Here is a 15,164-nt window from a genome sequence, read left to right as displayed (position 1 = left end):
GCCGGGTGATGGAGATGGGCCAAAGGCAACAGCGCCGGGTTCAACCACAACTGGAGCCATTCCAAGAGCATAAAAAAAGCCCCGGCATAACTAAATATACAGGGGGCTTTGATCTTGGGTCGTGAAAGTCTATCAGTTGAGAACGGAACTAACTTCTTCCCATTCCATCTCAAATGCTTCGGCAACATCTCTATAAACGATCGTGCCATTTGCAATATTCAATCCTTTGAGTAGCTCGGCATCATCTTTCAGAGCCTGCTTCCATCCTTTATTTGCAAGTGCTACGGCATAAGGAAGTGTTACATTCGTAAGTCCCATGGTAGAAGTGTATGGAACAGCTCCGGGCATATTAGCCACACAATAGTGTACTACATCATCCACCATATATACAGGATCTTTGTGTGTGGTAGGTTTGGATGTCTCGAAACAACCACCCTGATCAATGGCAACATCAACAAGAACGGTTCCTGCTCTCATTTCCTTGAGCATATCACGGGTGATCAAATGAGGTGCTTTGGCACCGGGCTTCAATACCGCACCGATGATCATATCCACCTGAGGAAGCATTCTTCGGATATTCGCTTCTGATGAGAACATGGTACTCACATTTTTTTCCATTACATCATCAAGGTACCTCAGACGAGGCATATTGATATCCATGATCGTAGTTTTAGCTCCCATTCCCGCTGCGATCTTGGCTGCATTCACACCCACTACACCACCGCCAAGAACCAATACATTAGCCGGAGGCACTCCGGGTATACCACCCATCAATACACCTCGGCCGCCTTTAGGTTTCTCGAGATAAACGGCTCCTTCCTGTGCCGCCATACGTCCTGCCACTTCACTCATAGGAATCAGGAGCGGTAATGAACGATCTGATTTTTCCACAGTCTCATAAGCAATGGCAATACATTTGGAATCCACAACGGCTTTAGTCAGTGCTTCTTCAGCCGCAAAGTGAAAATAGGTGAAGATAACCTGACCTTCTCTCATGCGAGGATACTCCTCAGCGATAGGCTCTTTCACCTTCATGATCATTTCAGCTTTCTTCCATACTTCTTCTACATCATCAATAATAGTAGCACCTGCGTCAACGTATTCCTGATTACTGAAGCCACTGCCAACCCCTGCATTATTCTGGATTAACACTTCATGTCCGTTACGCTTAAGCTGAACCACGCCTCCGGGCTGAATAGCAACCCTGTTTTCGTGGGTTTTGATCTCTTTAGGAATTCCAATAATCATGATAAAAACGTTTAGTTTGGCTGTTATTTTGGGGACGCAAAGGTAGGTAATTTTCAGCAAAACTGGATAATGAATATTTGATAATCCTGTCCTTTTTTAATTATGGTATCAGGTATCAATAAAATTATTATTTTAACAATTTGAATTAAATTTAGTATCCAGCTCTCGGGAATTAATCATATTGAACTTATGAATACATATTTACATCGCATTCTTTGTGCACTGATCTTTTCTTTTTTAATTGTTTCAGGATGTACTTCCAGTAAAAACACTACCTCTGATAAAAGAACTCCTCCTCCCTCATCTTCCTCTGACGGTATGAAAGCCTACTCATCCGTAATCACGAAAGAAGCTAAAACTGATGAAGGTTTATTCGACGTTCACTGGGTAAAAGATAAATTATATTACGAAATACCGGATTCCTTATTGAACCGTGAAATGCTGCTGGTAAGCCGCCTGGCACAAGTGCCCACCGATTATTTTGGATTCTTTTCAGCCGGATCCAAAACAGCAGAACAGGTGATCACCTTCGAGCGGCAGAATGATAAGATCCTTATTCGGAAGCAGTCCTATAATGCCGTTGCAGCCGATACTTTACCGGTTTACAAATCTGTGAAGGCCAATAATTTTGCCCCTGTCATTGCCGCATTTCCAATTGAGACCATGGGGGAAGATTCCACCACGATGGTCATTGAAATGACCGATTTCTTTACTTCCGATACTGAAGCCATCAGCGGGGCAATCGGCTTCTTAAGACAACAGTACCAGGTTCGTCGACTTGATGGAAACAGAAGCTACATTGAATCAGCAAAAAGTTTCCCGCAGAATATTGAGGTCCGCCATGTGCTAACCTATAATGCCGGCAACCCTCCTTCTGATGAACAGACGGCGACCCTTTCCATGATGATGAGTCAATCCATGGTACTTCTTCCCAAAGAACCTATGCGTCCCCGGTATGAGGATTACCGTGTGGGTTGGTTCACTGTAAACCAAATTGACTATGGCTCTGATGCTCAGAAAGCAGAGGAGAAAAGCTATATCCGCCGCTGGAGACTTGAGCCAAAAGATCCTGAAGCTTATGCCCGCGGAGAACTGGTAGAGCCGGTTAAACCTATTGTGTATTATCTGGATCCGGCCACGCCAACCAAATACGTTCCTTATATCAAGCAAGGGGTTGAAGACTGGAATGAAGCTTTTGAAGAGGCCGGTTTCAAAAATGCTGTGATCGCTAAAGAAGCTCCGTCACCGGAAGAAGATCCGGACTGGAGTCCTGAAGACATTCGCTATTCCACCGTACGCTGGGTAGCAAGCACCATCCGTAACGCCGTTGGACCAAGTGTGAGTGACCCGCGAACCGGTGAGATCATCGAAAGTGATATTGTATGGTATCACAACCACATGCGTTCTTACCGAAACCGACTTATGATCGAAACCGGAGCCGCAAATCCCGCTGCCAGGAAACTAAAGCTGGATGATGATCTGATCGGCGAAACCATGCGCCGTGTTATATCGCATGAGATCGGTCATGCCATCGGATTGCCACACAACATGCAGTCAAGTTCTGCCTACCCTGTCGACTCTCTTCGCTCAGGAAACTTCACACAGGAATACGGTATTGCTACCACCATCATGGAATATGCCCGGCAGAATTACATTGCCCAGCCCGGCGACGAGAACATTCGCTTCATCCGAAAGATCGGACCTTATGATAAATACTCTGTCAACTGGGGTTACCGCGTGATCCCGGATGCCGAAACTCCGGAAGATGAAAAACCGGTTTTGGATCAGTGGATCCTTGATAAAGCTGATGACCCGATCTACCGATTTGCTTCCTCTACCGGATATGATCCTTCTTCTCAAACAGAAGACCTTTCCAATGATCCCGTTCAGGCAAGCACCTATGGGCTGATGAACCTGAAACGTGTGGTCCCTAACCTCATCGAGTGGACATCCACACCGGGTGAAGGATATGACGATCTTGAAGAGATCTACGGTGAATTGATAGGACAATGGGCGCGTTATGCAGGACATGTTTCCACTAACATCGGAGGAGTGTACCAGAGCCGTAAAAGCTCAGATCAGGAAGGTGTGCTTTATACCCCGGTTCCCAAAGACTATCAACGTGAAGCCATTGGTTTCCTGAACGAGCATGTATTCTCTACTCCTGACTGGCTGCTTGATAAAGAGATCCTACGTCGTATAGAACATGCCGGTGCCCTCGAAAGGGTTAAGAATTTACAGTCAAGAATGCTCAATGACGTTATGGGAGCCGATGTAATGATACGTCTTAACGAAGCTCACACCTTTGACGGTGATGATGCGTATGCCCCACTTGAAATGCTAGAAGACCTTCGTCGCGGTGTTTGGAGTGAGATCTACGAAATGACGAGCATCGATCCCTATCGAAGAAACTTACAGCGCGTGTATCTTGATAATATTGAAAACCTCTTTAATACGGATGAAATAAGAAGCTTCAGAGGCAATGTTGATGTCAAGAACTCAGATATCAGAGCTTTTCTGAGAGTTGAACTCGGGTTGCTTCAAAATGATCTTGAGCGGGCACAGACCAGGATATCAGACGGACTCACAAGGGCTCATATTGAAGACGCCCTGATCAGGATCGATGATATTTTGGATGCTGAAAGTTAAAGTAAAAATGATATTACGTATTAAAGCCTCTGTTAAACCGGAGGCTTTTTTTATTTCAACTTCCCGGCTTTGAGGATCCCTTTTTGAGTAATTTTTATGTGCCCGTAGAGAAAAGGGCCTCCAATGGATGCTATTTGAACCAACTCTCTTCCTTCAAGATACTCCAGAAGATTTTTGAGTTCGGTTCGGTCCAGTTCCAGTTCCTCAACCAGATCCTCAACCGCTACTTTCGTGTCAGGTGTATGGTCACTTTTTTCTGAAAGCAGGGATAAAAGCTGCTTTGCCCTATTATTGAAATCTCCGCCTATCAGCATAATTGTTCTTGGTGAAATGATGCCTTAGAATCAGCATTTCACCTAAACAAAACGTTACGGCAGTGTTAAGCTATCATTAACATACATTCTTTTACTGAAGTAGTTATTAATGGTTTTCTTAAAAAAGCCTGATATCATTGTAAGGAAAGATATATAACTGATAATTAATGCTTTAAGAAAAACATCTTTTCTTTTATTTTAACTGAAAACACCGTACTATTTGTTGTTTTTAAATTAAATGAGGCTTCATTTGAAGATCGTAATTATAGGTGCCGGCGAAATTGGATATGATCTCGCCAATGTATTATCTACAGAAAAGCATGATGTAACTGTTTTAGATAGAGAGAAAGAGTCACTGAACAAGGTTTCTGAGTCTTTAGATGTACTCCCCATTGAGGGTAACGCCACCTCTGTTAAAGATCTTGTAAAAGCGAATGTAGGTGATGCCGATATCCTTATTTCTGTTACCAGTATTGATGAGGTGAATATGATCTCAGGGATGCTCGGAAAGCGGCTTGGTGCCAAAATGGTGATCGCTCGTATTCGAAGTGATGAATTTTCTGATAAAAATTCTCCCATTACCCCCTCCGATCTTGGTATTGATGTGATGATACACCCGGAGCTAAGTGCAGCCCATGAGATCGCTCAGCTTCTTAAAAGATCATCAGCCAGTGATGTGATCAACCTGGCCAACGACCGAATGCAGTTGATCGGAATACGGCTTGAAAAAGACTCTCCGCTTATTGGAAAGAACTTAAATGAATACGCAGGCAAACATTCTGAACTAACCTTTCGTGTGGTGGCAATTGGCAGGCGCGGAAGAACCATTATTCCCGATGGTTCCATAAAGCTCCAAAATTATGACCAGATCTTTATTCTTGCACAAACCAACGACATCAACGCCATTATTAAAACGACCGGGAAGAAAGAAACAGAACTGAATACGGTCATGATAGCCGGCGGATCTGATATGGGTGCTATGCTGGCTCGTATTCTTTGTGCCGACAAGACCAAGAACTGGTCTATAAAACTTATCGAGCCTAATTATGATAAAGCTGAAGAACTGGCTATTGAGATGAAGGAGGTCATGGTCTTGCATGGCAATCCAACAGATCCGGATCTCCTGGTTACAGAGGGAATCAGCGACATGGATGCCTTTATTGCTGTTACGGATGATGAGGAATCCAATATCATCTCCTGTTTGATGGCCAAGCACCTTGAAGTCAAAAAAACAGTGGCCCTGATTTCAAAGCCCGATTTTATTCCCCTTGCTCAAACAATTGGATTAGATGCCGTGATCAACAAGAAAGTGGCTGCTTCCAATGAAATTCATCGATATGTACGGCGGGGTAATGTTGTTTCGGTGACAGAACTCAGAGGTATAAAGGCAGAGGTGATAGAGCTGAAGGCAAGTCCGGGTTCCAAGATCACCCAAAAGCCCATCAAAAAACAAAAACTGCCGGCCGGTTGTGTGATAGGCGGATTGATGTGTAATGGTGATGTAGAAATTGCGGTGGGTGAAACACAGGTAAAAGACAACGACCGAGTGATCATCTTTTGCCTTCCAAATGCCATCGATAAAGTAACCAAACTTTTTCAATAATGGCTTTGATCCCAAACAGTTCCGCCCCTCGCGCTAACATTGATTTTTTAGTTGTTTTAGGGATCCTCGGATCCTTTATTTTCTTCATGGGCTTTGCTTTGTTGATCCCAGCCGCGGTAGACCTGATCTATGGTGAGGACACTTGGCATTCCTTTTTGATCTCCGCCGGGATCGCTTTTTCTGTGGGAGCCGGACTGTGGTATTCCTTCAAACCGAAAAATGAACTGCGGGTCAGGGAAGGTTTTCTGATCGTAAGCCTGACCTGGCTTTCCTTATCCCTTGTAGGAGCACTCCCCTTTGTGATATCAGGTGTACTCCCTTCTTTTACCGATGCCGTTTTTGAAACCATGAGTGCCTTGTCCACTACCGGTTCCACCATTTTAGGTGGTGAAACAAGCAGCGGCTTTCAAAATCCACAGATCGAGGATATCCCCAAAAGCTTTCTGATGTGGCGATCGCTTGCCCATTGGCTGGGTGGAATGGGGATCATCGTGCTTTCGCTGGCCATTCTGCCCTTACTGGGGATCGGAGGAATGCAGTTATTTCAGGCAGAGTCGCCCGGCCCGACCACCGATAAACTTACCCCGCGCGTTCAAGAAACAGCTAAACTTCTTTGGGGAGTGTATGTAGCCTTCACTTTTGTGGAGTTTCTTTTACTCTGGGTGCACCCTTCCATGGATTGGTTCGAAGCCATCAATCACGCTTTTTCCACTATGGCAACCGGTGGCTTCTCCACTAAAAATGCCAGTATCGAGGCCTTCGATTCCGTTTATATCGACTGGGTAATCATCATCTTTATGTTCATCGCGGGTATTAACTTTGCCATGCACTTCAGGTTGTTGCGGGGTGACCATAAGTCTTTCTTTGCGAACCGTGAAATTCGATTCTATACGCTCGTGATCTTCATTGGCATCATCATCATTTCGGGTTCCCTGTGGCTCATGGATAAATATCCGATCTTGGATGCCTTGCGCTATGGAGCCTTTCAGGTTCTTGCTATCGTTACCACCACCGGATTCGGTACCGATAATTATGAGGTATGGAATACCATTGCTGCTTTCTTCCTCTTCCTTCTCTTTTTCACAGGAGGCTGTGCGGGTTCAACCGGGGGTGGAATTAAAATGATCCGCTGGATGATCCTGATCCGGAACACCGGACGTGAGATCAAGCAGATCATTCATCCAAAAGCCATTCTTCCGGTACGAATTGGTGATCAAACCATCAATCAGAACATACAACGTACCGTACTGAGCTTCTTTATCCTGTATATCTTCATCTTTGCACTCGGTGCATTCATCATCAGCCTTTTTGGGTATGATATCATGTCCTCCATAGGCGCAAGTATAGCTGCGATTGGAAATATTGGACCCGGTTGGGGTGATTTCGGTCCTACCGATAATTTTGCCCACTTACCCTATCTCGGAAAATGGGTACTTATCATGCTGATGATGGTTGGCCGCCTTGAGATCTTTACGGTTCTTATCATTTTCTCTCCTGCTTTTTGGAGGCAGTAGCATCTCAGTTTTTAAATATTAACTGAACCAATGCTACAAAAACAGTTACTGATCTTAACATTGCATATTTTAAAATTAAATAATAACATTGTTATAACTTAATACTGAGCAGTTATTATTATGGAGACAAAGATAAGAAAGATTGGAAATAGTCTTGGAGTAACACTTCCTAAACAACTCATTGACGAGCTTCATCTCAAACAGGGTGATAAGATCACGATCAAGAAAAGTGGTTCAAATATTGAACTGGAGCCCATAGACCCAGACTTTGAAGAATGGGCTGAAGCTTATCGTCAATCCAATATGGATTACAAAGAGGTATTAAAAGAACTTGCAAAATGATCAAGTTTCTGGATAAGAAAACCATCTTATTATTCCATGAAGACCAAATAAAAACCTATGGGGGTAAGTCGGGTGTCAGAGATCATGATCTACTGGAGTCAGCTTTAGCTCAACCTCAATCAAGTTTTGGAGGTGAATATGTCCATGATACCATTTATAAAATGGCTGCCGCTTATGGTTTTCATATTTGCAGTAATCATCCTTTTTTTGACGGAAACAAAAGAACCGCTTTAGTTGCAATTTATACCTTTCTTTTTGTAAATGGATACAAGCTACATGCCGAAAAGAAAAGTTTGTATGCAGTAATAATGGATCTTGCAAATGGAAATCTTGGCAAAGAAGAACTGTCTGAATTCCTCAAAAAGAACACAAGTAAAATTTAAACAATTAGCTGTTTTCTTTCTTGATCTGATTCGCACATCTCATCCCATCCATAGCTGCAGATACAATTCCCCCGGCATAACCGGCTCCTTCTCCGCAGGGATAGAGTCCCGCGATCTGAACATGCTCCAAGGTCTCACGATCCCTTGGAATTTTGACCGGACTGGAAGTACGCGATTCCGGAGCATGGACCACGGCATCGTTGGTGAGATATCCTTTCATGCTTCTGTCGAACTGAAGAAAGCCTTCTTTCAGGGTTTTATGAATGAAATCAGGCAGTACTGAGCCCAATTCCACCGAGGTAATTCCCGGAGAATAGGACGTATTGGGCAGGTCTTTGGAAACATCGCTTTTTATGAAATCCCGTAAGCGCTGAGCCGGAGCTGTTTGGGTCTTACCGCCTTCCACCCAGGCTTTTTGTTCGATAGACCGCTGAAATTCCATGGCCGCAAGCGGACCGTATTTTTCAAAAGGCTTAAAATCTTCGGGTGTCAGTTCTACCACGATCCCTGAATTTGAGGTATGCCGGGCTCGCCGCGAAGATGACCACCCATTGGTCACGATCTCACCGGGAGAGGTGGCACAGGGAGCTATCACTCCTCCGGGACACATACAAAAAGAATACACCCCCCGATCTTTTACCTGCTTCACAATGCTGTAGGATGCCGGCGGCAGATAATCTCCACGGGTTTCGCAATTGTACTGTATAGAATCTATCAGTGATTGCGGATGCTCAACCCTTACCCCAATGGCAAGGGGCTTCAACTCGATCTCTATTCCCTTACGGCACAACAACTCAAAGATATCACGGGCGGAATGCCCCGTAGCCAGGATCACCTTATCCGCATGAAACTTAGTTCCATCCTGTACCTCTACGCCCTTGATGGAAGATGAATCCGTAATGAGATCCGTGACGCGGGTATTGAAATGTATCTCTCCCCCATGCTGTAAAATACACGCCCGCATGTTGGCAATGATCTTCGGCAACTTGTTGGTGCCGATATGGGGATGAGCCTCTACCAGGATATTCTTTACCGCCCCGAAACCAACCAGCAACTCCAGCACCTTGCGAACATCCCCCCGGTTTTTGGAACGGGTATAAAGCTTGCCATCCGAATAGGTTCCGGCTCCGCCTTCTCCAAAACAATAATTGGAATCTTCGTTTACGATATGATCTACGTTGATCCCTTTCAGATCCTGAATACGATCTTTGGCATTTTTTCCCCTTTCCAGGATCACCGGCTTCAATCCATTTTCAAGTAATTCCAGTGCAGCAAATAATCCTGCCGGACCTGCCCCGATGATGATCACTTCTTCAGCATTGCTTACGTTGGGATAGTGAAGCAGGGAGATATCTTCCTCTTCAAAATCCTCACCAATATACAGCCGAACTTTCAGGTTGTAGTAAGCCTGCCGTGAACGGGCATCTATTGACCGGCGAAGCACCTGAATATGGTGAAGGTCTTCCGGTGCCAGACCTTCTTTATCAAGAATGTATTTTTCGAGTAAATGAGCCTCTCCTGCAACTTCAGGCAGCACTCGGATCTGTAGTTCTTTCTGCATACACCAAAAATACGGAATTGCATCGTTTTAACGAATTCAAACCCGGCACTTTCCCTTACTCTTTCGGTTTCGCTTCGCTTCCTGCCAATATTCCGCCGTCAATGGTAAGTTCGATCCCGGTGATGTATTTGCTCTCATCACCGGCCAGGTATAAGTTGGCATAGGCAACATCCATCGGTTCTCCGAAATGCCCTAAAGGTATTCCGGATTCAATGTCTTTGATCATTTGCTGCCGTTGCTCTCCTTCGCCAAGCATGGTTTCCCACATGGGGGTCATAATAGCTGCCGGGTGGATACTGTTACACCTGATATTATACCCTTTTTCAGCACAGTACAGCGCCACACTCTTCGTATGATTTCTTACGGAAGCCTTGCTTGATGCATAGGCTACCGCGGCCGGTATCCCCACAACACCGCTTCTTGAAGAGATATTTATAATGCTTCCGCCGTTTTCCTTCATAAGCCGTATCGCATATTTGCAGCCAAGCATGGTACCTGTTGCATTAACCCGGTGTACTTCATTCCAGGACTCGAGGTCGACAAGCTCTGCATCAAAAGGTCCCGAAGTTTCTAAAAACCCGGTGATCCCGGCATTATTTACCAAAACGTCAAGACGTCCATATTTCTCGATGATGTGCTCTGCCGCAGTAACCCAGTTATTTTCGTCACCGGCATCCAGGTGCAGATATTCCGCTTTCCCTCCTAACTTTTTGGACAGTGAGCTGCCTTCATCGTCTCGGATATCCGTTATAATTACAGTCGCACCTTTCTTATGGAATAACTCCGCAGTTGCTTGTCCTATACCACGGGCGGCCCCTGTTATCAAAGCTATTTTGTTCTCTAATCTCATGAATTGTTCTTTTGTCATAAACTTTTCGCCCTGCTACGCTACAACCGGTAAAAGGTTTAGCATTATTGATCTGCTACGACTCCCGCGACAAGGACGATGATCTGTTTTTTTAAATTTATCGGTGCAAGGATAGCTATATTATTTTTTCGATGAAACGGGATTATATATTATTATTGCTGTCCTAATTAATAGATTGTCAGATGGCCTTACGACTTATAAAAATATTACCGCCAAATGGATTCGATGATCCAAAAAGTCTCATAAACGAGGACGATATCGTTGACTCCTGGATCGACAGGTCTGAGTCTGAGGAGGACCGAGTGGTCGTTAATCTGCTGGCTGAAGTAGAGCTGACGGAGAAAATTCTCGGTGAACTTGAATCAAGGTTTGCAGGGCGGGACGATTACAGGGTGATCCTGCTTCCCATATCAGCGACCCTTCCCTCCAAAACCGAAGAAGAAGAGAGCGAAGAAGATCAAAAAAACCGGAAGGCGGAAAAGGAAAAAGACGATGAGCGCGTCTCCCGAATTTCACGAGAAGAACTGTATGAAGAGATAAAGAAAGTCGTTGATTTTTCCTGGGTGTATCTGGTATTGATCGCCCTGTCTTGCGTGGTAGCTGCCAATGGACTGATCCGCGATAACGCAGCCATGGTGATAGGCGCTATGGTGATAGCGCCCATTCTGGGGCCAAATGTAGGGCTGGCTTTAGCAACCACTCTTGGGGATAAGGCACTTCTCAAGCGATCGATGAAGTCCATTTTCTATGGGTTTACCCTGGGTATCAGTCTTTCTGTTTTGATGGGGCTTTTAATTGAGATCGACCCATCGGTCTCCGAGATCAGTTCAAGAACGGTGGTCAGTTATGCGGATATTGCTTTGGGACTTGCGGCCGGTGTGGCCGGATGTCTTTCCTTTACCCGGGGGATCTCTGCTGCCGTGATCGGAGTGATGGTGGCCGTTGCTTTACTTCCACCGATGGTGGCTACCGGTTTACTTCTGGGCAGCGGCATGTATGAAATGGCTTATGGGGCAGGATTACTGACCGTGACCTATATCATCTGTATCAACCTGGCGGGAGTACTGACCTTTCTGCTTCAGGGAATAAAACCCCACAGTTTCATTGAACAAAGGGAAGGCGAAGAATTAAGCCGTTACGCTATTTTGATCTGGGTCAGTCTGTTGATCCTGCTTTCTGTCATTATCTATTTTGAGTTTTTGTGATCTGCTTCCGACAAGGGATTTATCAGCTTCTGATCAGGTACTGAAACTTGATGAAGAACTCCCGGTTGGTCTGCCTGTAATCCCTGAATCCGTTGTTTATTGAAGTATCAAAATCAGTGATATAATTCGTCATGCCGAAATAGAACTTTGTAAAGGCATTGGCTTTGTAATAAAAAAGCGGGTAGAACTGAATTTGTTCATTAAATGAATCGTACTCTGTGATGAATCGAAGAAACAGCTTTTTAGTGAAGTTATAGCGCGTATTCAACCTATAGATATCGCCACTGTAGAAGGTCTCACCTGAGTCCACTGCCGATAGTTTTGAATAACTATAGTCGAGGGTCATTCTAAAACGCGGGGTAGGTTTCAAAGTAGCATCCGCAGAAAAATTATATCCTTTACCTAACCTTGGGGTTCCGGCACGATTGATATTCCGACCGATTTCCAGTCTCGTCCCAAATGAAAAAATATCCCAGGTATTCGAGCTGAAACTGATGGTGCCGCGGTAAAGATTCCTGAACATGATTCCCCGAAATCTCTCGTCATTCAATGGCAGGAAATTCAGGTTCAAATTATTCTGCCCGCCCAGGCTGTTATTCAACCTGACAAAGACATAACGCTCGTAAAAATTCCCCTGAGAATCATACCGCCAGGTTCCGGTCGTACTTAAAGATCCCTGTGAAAGAATACGGTTATCAGGATAGTAGGTAATGCTTTGGCTGGCCCCTATTTCACGCCGATTGGTTCGGTTTATGAATCCATTCTGGGTCTGAAATGTCGGCGAAAAAGCTTTGTATTCAAATGAAAAGTCATAGTATTTAGCTTCGCGGGCAAATTCAGTATTTATCAAGGTTCCGGAATACTCTTCCCCATCAAATGTAGCGGTATATCCGGTATTGCCAAAGGTTCGGGTATCTTCATGAAGCGCAGCATTAGTTAATTCCCTGGTTTTAGAGTAGCCCGCTTGTCCTCTGAAATAATAGTTTGATGATAGCAGCAGATCCCAGTCAATACTTCCCACATAATTAAAACCGCTGCCATAATTTCGGGTTGTTAAAAGCCCCCCAAACTGCGACTCATTCCCAAAATTATATTTAGCTCTTAAAATAGTACTGTATGATCTTTCTTCCGTTTGTATCAATAAACTGCGTTCCCTTCCCGGAACAATGAACGGGGTGTTACGGTCGTAAGCAGATAAAAAGGCAATACTGTAGCTATCACTCTTTTGGGTGTATTTTGCAGCAGCCAGCGGATTATTGATGGTTCGGGAGTAATACAGATCTTCCCGAGTGCTGAACAGGTCTGAGCCTTTAACAAAGAATGGGCGCTTTTCTGAGAAATAAAGAGCAAACGTTTGGTTCACACTGATCTGTGCCGCATCTGTTTCAACCTGACTAAAATCAGGGTTGACCACCGCTTCCAGGGTACTTGAAGTGGATGGGGAATAAGAGATACTCCCTCCTATTTTTGCTTCCGGAGGCTGATTGTTTAACCCGGAATTTCGGTCCGTGGGATCATTGATGGCAGCACTTTGAGTGGCTGCTGCATAAGGTAAAATTTCTATGGTCTTTGAACTCTCAATGCCTTCGATGTTTTTCAGTGACCCGCTTTGGCAAAGCAGACAGGGATTATCCAGTTTTACATTTGTCCACGATAGCTGATACCGGTTCTCCCTCGGATAATTACGAATAAATTGTATAGACCAGTTCTGAATATCACGGTCCGGAAAACTAAAACTTTTGAATGGGACCTTCATTACAGCAGTGTATCCATCATCCGTAATGTTTGCAGCGGAATACCACAGGGCGTCAAAATTAAAATCCTCTGAGCTGGCCGTTCGTGTTGCATCCATTTGAACTCCCAGCGGATTTACCACAAATTCGTAGGCCTCCTGATTGTTTGCATAGGTATCGAGGATCACTCCCACATAGTCATCTCCGAAAAAACCATCCCGGTCGGTTATATTCGCACGGATCTTATCAGGTTCAGGATCTTCACTCTTGAATCCGATATAAAGATGGGTCTTGCTGTACAGTACTTTCACCTCAGTTGCTACGGGTGCAGGACGTTCATCATTAGGCTGTCGTTGATGGTATAACTGAGTAGCGGGAGCCTGTCCCCAGTAAGGATGATCCATTAAACCGCTAAGATCAAAATCTTCTTCAATTTGATACGGTTCGTAGGAGAATTGATCCGGAGAATCAGATCCCTGAGCATTCAGATCAGATAAGAATCCGGCTAAGAAAGTAAAAAATAAAGCTGATGCTAAACTGCGATCGGTAACAAAAGGCATGAAGAATTCCGGCAACTGTAGATGATAATTTCAGCCTAAAATACGCGGTTTGCAGAGTGGCGTTTTATAAAAGTTGTTTCAAGTTAAGGAGCTTGTCAGATGTCCAGCCACTTGTACATGACCAGTGCATCAATGTAGCCCTTTGCGGGATGGTGAAAGGCTTTTGGCAGCCGGCCCACGGTTGTAAAGCCAAGCTTGTGCCAGAGCCTTATGGCACCTTCATTACTGGATGCCACGAAATTGAACTGCATGGCCTTATAGCCAAGTTCCAGTGCCCTCTCCTGAGAATGTTCACACATGGCCGTGGCAAGTCCGCGCCCCCTCGCTTCTGATGCAACCATATAGCCGCAATTGCACACATGATCTCCCGGGCCTTGCTGGTTGGTCTTGATATAATACGTCCCCATGATATCCCCATCGTCCTCAATAACATAGGTCTTCTCCGGCTTCTCCATCCAGAACTTCCGGGCCTGCTCTTTGGTGATGTCCCGCGGGTAAGCATAGGTCTCCCCGGCCGAAGCGATCTCATGGAATATGGGCCAGATCTGGTCGAAGTCTTCGGTTGTGGCTTCTCGGATGTTCATGAGGTTAAGGTTTTTTAGGTAACATCTGACTTGTATGCCAAATGGTAAGCATGTCTACCCGATTTGGTTTTAACTCGTACACCAGGCGATAATTATGGATAAGTTCTTTTCTCTCCGGCCGGTTAAACTCCGGGATCATTCTTCCGCTATCGGGCTGTGTTCTAAGTTGCTCACAATGCTCAAAAACACCTTCGGCCCATTCGATAGCCGTAGGAACATGGTCTAAAGCGATATAATCTGTACACTCTTCAACCCGTGTTAAAAACCGATCGGTAAAAATTACTTCCATTTAGAAAGGTGACTTTCGATCCTTTTTTTTGCTTCATCCATAGAATAGGTCTTGCCTTGTTCCACCTGTTGTTTGGCTTCAAGCAGATCTTCCAGCATTTCCATTTTTTTTGTGAACCGCTCATATTCTGACACATCCATTAAAACCGCAGCACTTTTCCCATGTTGAGTCAGTACGATAGGCTGTTTATCCTTTTTTAAGCGTTTCACAAAATCAGCAGATCTTTTCCGAAACTCAGAGAGAGGCTCTATATCATTGGTCAGGGAAATATTCATATGGTACATTTAAAGTTTTTTAAAGTACTGATAATA

14 protein-coding genes are annotated in these 15,164 nt (G+C 44.7%); 6 read left to right on the top strand and 8 right to left on the bottom strand.

Features of this window, described 5'->3' with window-relative positions; genetic code table 11:
* Nucleotides 1-132: 132 nt before the first annotated feature.
* Entirely contained in the window at nucleotides 133-1,248 is a 1,116-nt protein-coding gene (gene ald / locus ACFSVN_RS13160; RefSeq protein ID WP_390303662.1) for an alanine dehydrogenase, read from the bottom strand.
* 189 nt (nucleotides 1,249-1,437) lie between these two features.
* Here ald and ACFSVN_RS13155 point away from each other — a divergent pair, with 189 nt between their 5' ends.
* Complete coding sequence (locus tag ACFSVN_RS13155) at nucleotides 1,438-3,897, top strand: zinc-dependent metalloprotease (protein ID WP_390303659.1); 2,460 nt, start codon at nucleotides 1,438-1,440, stop codon at nucleotides 3,895-3,897.
* Nucleotides 3,898-3,947: 50 nt separating this feature from the next.
* Here the strand turns inward: ACFSVN_RS13155 and ACFSVN_RS13150 are convergent, their stop codons facing one another.
* Nucleotides 3,948-4,211, bottom strand: coding sequence for a hypothetical protein (locus ACFSVN_RS13150; RefSeq protein WP_390303656.1), 264 nt, complete (start codon nucleotides 4,209-4,211; stop codon nucleotides 3,948-3,950).
* Between the two features lie 250 nt (nucleotides 4,212-4,461).
* On the opposite strand from ACFSVN_RS13150, the gene trkA reads away from it, so the two are divergent.
* The 4 genes from trkA (at nucleotide 4,462) to ACFSVN_RS13130 (ending at nucleotide 8,053) form a co-directional block, all read left to right on the top strand.
* Nucleotides 4,462-5,814: a Trk system potassium transporter TrkA gene (trkA, locus tag ACFSVN_RS13145; RefSeq protein WP_390303653.1), complete on the top strand. Its 1,353-nt coding sequence runs from the start codon at nucleotides 4,462-4,464 to the stop codon at nucleotides 5,812-5,814.
* Complete coding sequence (locus ACFSVN_RS13140) at nucleotides 5,814-7,328, top strand: TrkH family potassium uptake protein (protein ID WP_390303650.1); 1,515 nt, start codon at nucleotides 5,814-5,816, stop codon at nucleotides 7,326-7,328. The genes trkA and ACFSVN_RS13140 overlap by 1 nt, the downstream gene beginning before the upstream one ends.
* 120 nt (nucleotides 7,329-7,448) lie before the next feature.
* On the top strand, nucleotides 7,449-7,670 hold the full coding sequence (locus ACFSVN_RS13135; protein ID WP_390303647.1) for an AbrB/MazE/SpoVT family DNA-binding domain-containing protein: 222 nt from the start codon (nucleotides 7,449-7,451) through the stop codon (nucleotides 7,668-7,670).
* Nucleotides 7,667-8,053: a type II toxin-antitoxin system death-on-curing family toxin gene (locus ACFSVN_RS13130; protein WP_390303644.1), complete on the top strand. Its 387-nt coding sequence runs from the start codon at nucleotides 7,667-7,669 to the stop codon at nucleotides 8,051-8,053. Before ACFSVN_RS13135 ends, ACFSVN_RS13130 begins: the two co-directional genes overlap by 4 nt.
* A gap of 4 nt (nucleotides 8,054-8,057) precedes the next feature.
* Here the strand turns inward: ACFSVN_RS13130 and ACFSVN_RS13125 are convergent, their stop codons facing one another.
* Together ACFSVN_RS13125 and ACFSVN_RS13120 are read right to left on the bottom strand one after the other, a co-directional pair.
* A complete protein-coding gene (locus tag ACFSVN_RS13125; RefSeq protein WP_390303641.1) occupies nucleotides 8,058-9,614 on the bottom strand; it encodes an NAD(P)/FAD-dependent oxidoreductase in 1,557 nt (518 codons plus the stop codon).
* Between the two features lie 55 nt (nucleotides 9,615-9,669).
* A complete protein-coding gene (locus tag ACFSVN_RS13120; RefSeq protein WP_390303638.1) occupies nucleotides 9,670-10,464 on the bottom strand; it encodes an SDR family oxidoreductase in 795 nt (264 codons plus the stop codon).
* A gap of 200 nt (nucleotides 10,465-10,664) precedes the next feature.
* On the opposite strand from ACFSVN_RS13120, the gene ACFSVN_RS13115 reads away from it, so the two are divergent.
* Nucleotides 10,665-11,687 carry a TIGR00341 family protein gene (locus ACFSVN_RS13115; protein WP_390303635.1) on the top strand — a complete coding sequence of 341 codons (1,023 nt, stop codon included), beginning with the start codon at nucleotides 10,665-10,667 and terminating at the stop codon, nucleotides 11,685-11,687.
* A 22-nt stretch (nucleotides 11,688-11,709) separates the two neighbouring features.
* Here the strand turns inward: ACFSVN_RS13115 and ACFSVN_RS13110 are convergent, their stop codons facing one another.
* The 4 genes from ACFSVN_RS13110 to ACFSVN_RS13095 form a co-directional block, all read right to left on the bottom strand.
* Complete coding sequence (locus ACFSVN_RS13110; RefSeq protein ID WP_390303632.1) at nucleotides 11,710-13,980, bottom strand: carbohydrate binding family 9 domain-containing protein; 2,271 nt, start codon at nucleotides 13,978-13,980, stop codon at nucleotides 11,710-11,712.
* A 95-nt stretch (nucleotides 13,981-14,075) separates the two neighbouring features.
* On the bottom strand, nucleotides 14,076-14,564 hold the full coding sequence (locus ACFSVN_RS13105) for a GNAT family N-acetyltransferase (protein WP_390303630.1): 489 nt from the start codon (nucleotides 14,562-14,564) through the stop codon (nucleotides 14,076-14,078).
* Between the two features lie 4 nt (nucleotides 14,565-14,568).
* Nucleotides 14,569-14,853, bottom strand: coding sequence for a type II toxin-antitoxin system RelE/ParE family toxin (locus ACFSVN_RS13100; RefSeq protein ID WP_390303627.1), 285 nt, complete (start codon nucleotides 14,851-14,853; stop codon nucleotides 14,569-14,571).
* The gene (locus tag ACFSVN_RS13095) at nucleotides 14,844-15,128 is read right to left on the bottom strand and encodes a type II toxin-antitoxin system Phd/YefM family antitoxin (protein ID WP_390303624.1); all 285 of its coding nucleotides are present in this window, start codon (nucleotides 15,126-15,128) and stop codon (nucleotides 14,844-14,846) included. The genes ACFSVN_RS13100 and ACFSVN_RS13095 overlap by 10 nt, the downstream gene beginning before the upstream one ends.
* Between the last annotated feature and the right edge of the window lie 36 nt (nucleotides 15,129-15,164).

Origin of the sequence: Gracilimonas halophila, from assembly GCF_042684365.1 — a bacterium.
GTDB classification, from domain to species: domain Bacteria; phylum Bacteroidota; class Rhodothermia; order Balneolales; family Balneolaceae; genus Gracilimonas; species Gracilimonas halophila.
Note: the sequence above shows the minus strand (reverse complement) of the source record. Positions and strands in the feature narration are given on the sequence as shown.

What these genes read in the sequence shown, in the direction of transcription:
- ald (WP_390303662.1), bottom strand. Translation starts at nt 1,248, where the DNA reads ATGATTATTGGAATTCCTAAAGAGATCAAAACCCACGAAAACAGGGTT.
- ACFSVN_RS13155 (WP_390303659.1), top strand. Translation starts at nt 1,438, where the DNA reads ATGAATACATATTTACATCGCATTCTTTGTGCACTGATCTTTTCTTTT.
- ACFSVN_RS13150 (WP_390303656.1), bottom strand. Translation starts at nt 4,211, where the DNA reads ATGCTGATAGGCGGAGATTTCAATAATAGGGCAAAGCAGCTTTTATCC.
- ACFSVN_RS13140 (WP_390303650.1), top strand. Translation starts at nt 5,814, where the DNA reads ATGGCTTTGATCCCAAACAGTTCCGCCCCTCGCGCTAACATTGATTTT.
- ACFSVN_RS13135 (WP_390303647.1), top strand. Translation starts at nt 7,449, where the DNA reads ATGGAGACAAAGATAAGAAAGATTGGAAATAGTCTTGGAGTAACACTT.
- ACFSVN_RS13130 (WP_390303644.1), top strand. Translation starts at nt 7,667, where the DNA reads ATGATCAAGTTTCTGGATAAGAAAACCATCTTATTATTCCATGAAGAC.
- ACFSVN_RS13125 (WP_390303641.1), bottom strand. Translation starts at nt 9,614, where the DNA reads ATGCAGAAAGAACTACAGATCCGAGTGCTGCCTGAAGTTGCAGGAGAG.
- ACFSVN_RS13120 (WP_390303638.1), bottom strand. Translation starts at nt 10,464, where the DNA reads ATGAGATTAGAGAACAAAATAGCTTTGATAACAGGGGCCGCCCGTGGT.
- ACFSVN_RS13115 (WP_390303635.1), top strand. Translation starts at nt 10,665, where the DNA reads ATGGCCTTACGACTTATAAAAATATTACCGCCAAATGGATTCGATGAT.
- ACFSVN_RS13110 (WP_390303632.1), bottom strand. Translation starts at nt 13,980, where the DNA reads ATGCCTTTTGTTACCGATCGCAGTTTAGCATCAGCTTTATTTTTTACT.
- ACFSVN_RS13105 (WP_390303630.1), bottom strand. Translation starts at nt 14,564, where the DNA reads ATGAACATCCGAGAAGCCACAACCGAAGACTTCGACCAGATCTGGCCC.
- ACFSVN_RS13100 (WP_390303627.1), bottom strand. Translation starts at nt 14,853, where the DNA reads ATGGAAGTAATTTTTACCGATCGGTTTTTAACACGGGTTGAAGAGTGT.
- ACFSVN_RS13095 (WP_390303624.1), bottom strand. Translation starts at nt 15,128, where the DNA reads ATGAATATTTCCCTGACCAATGATATAGAGCCTCTCTCTGAGTTTCGG.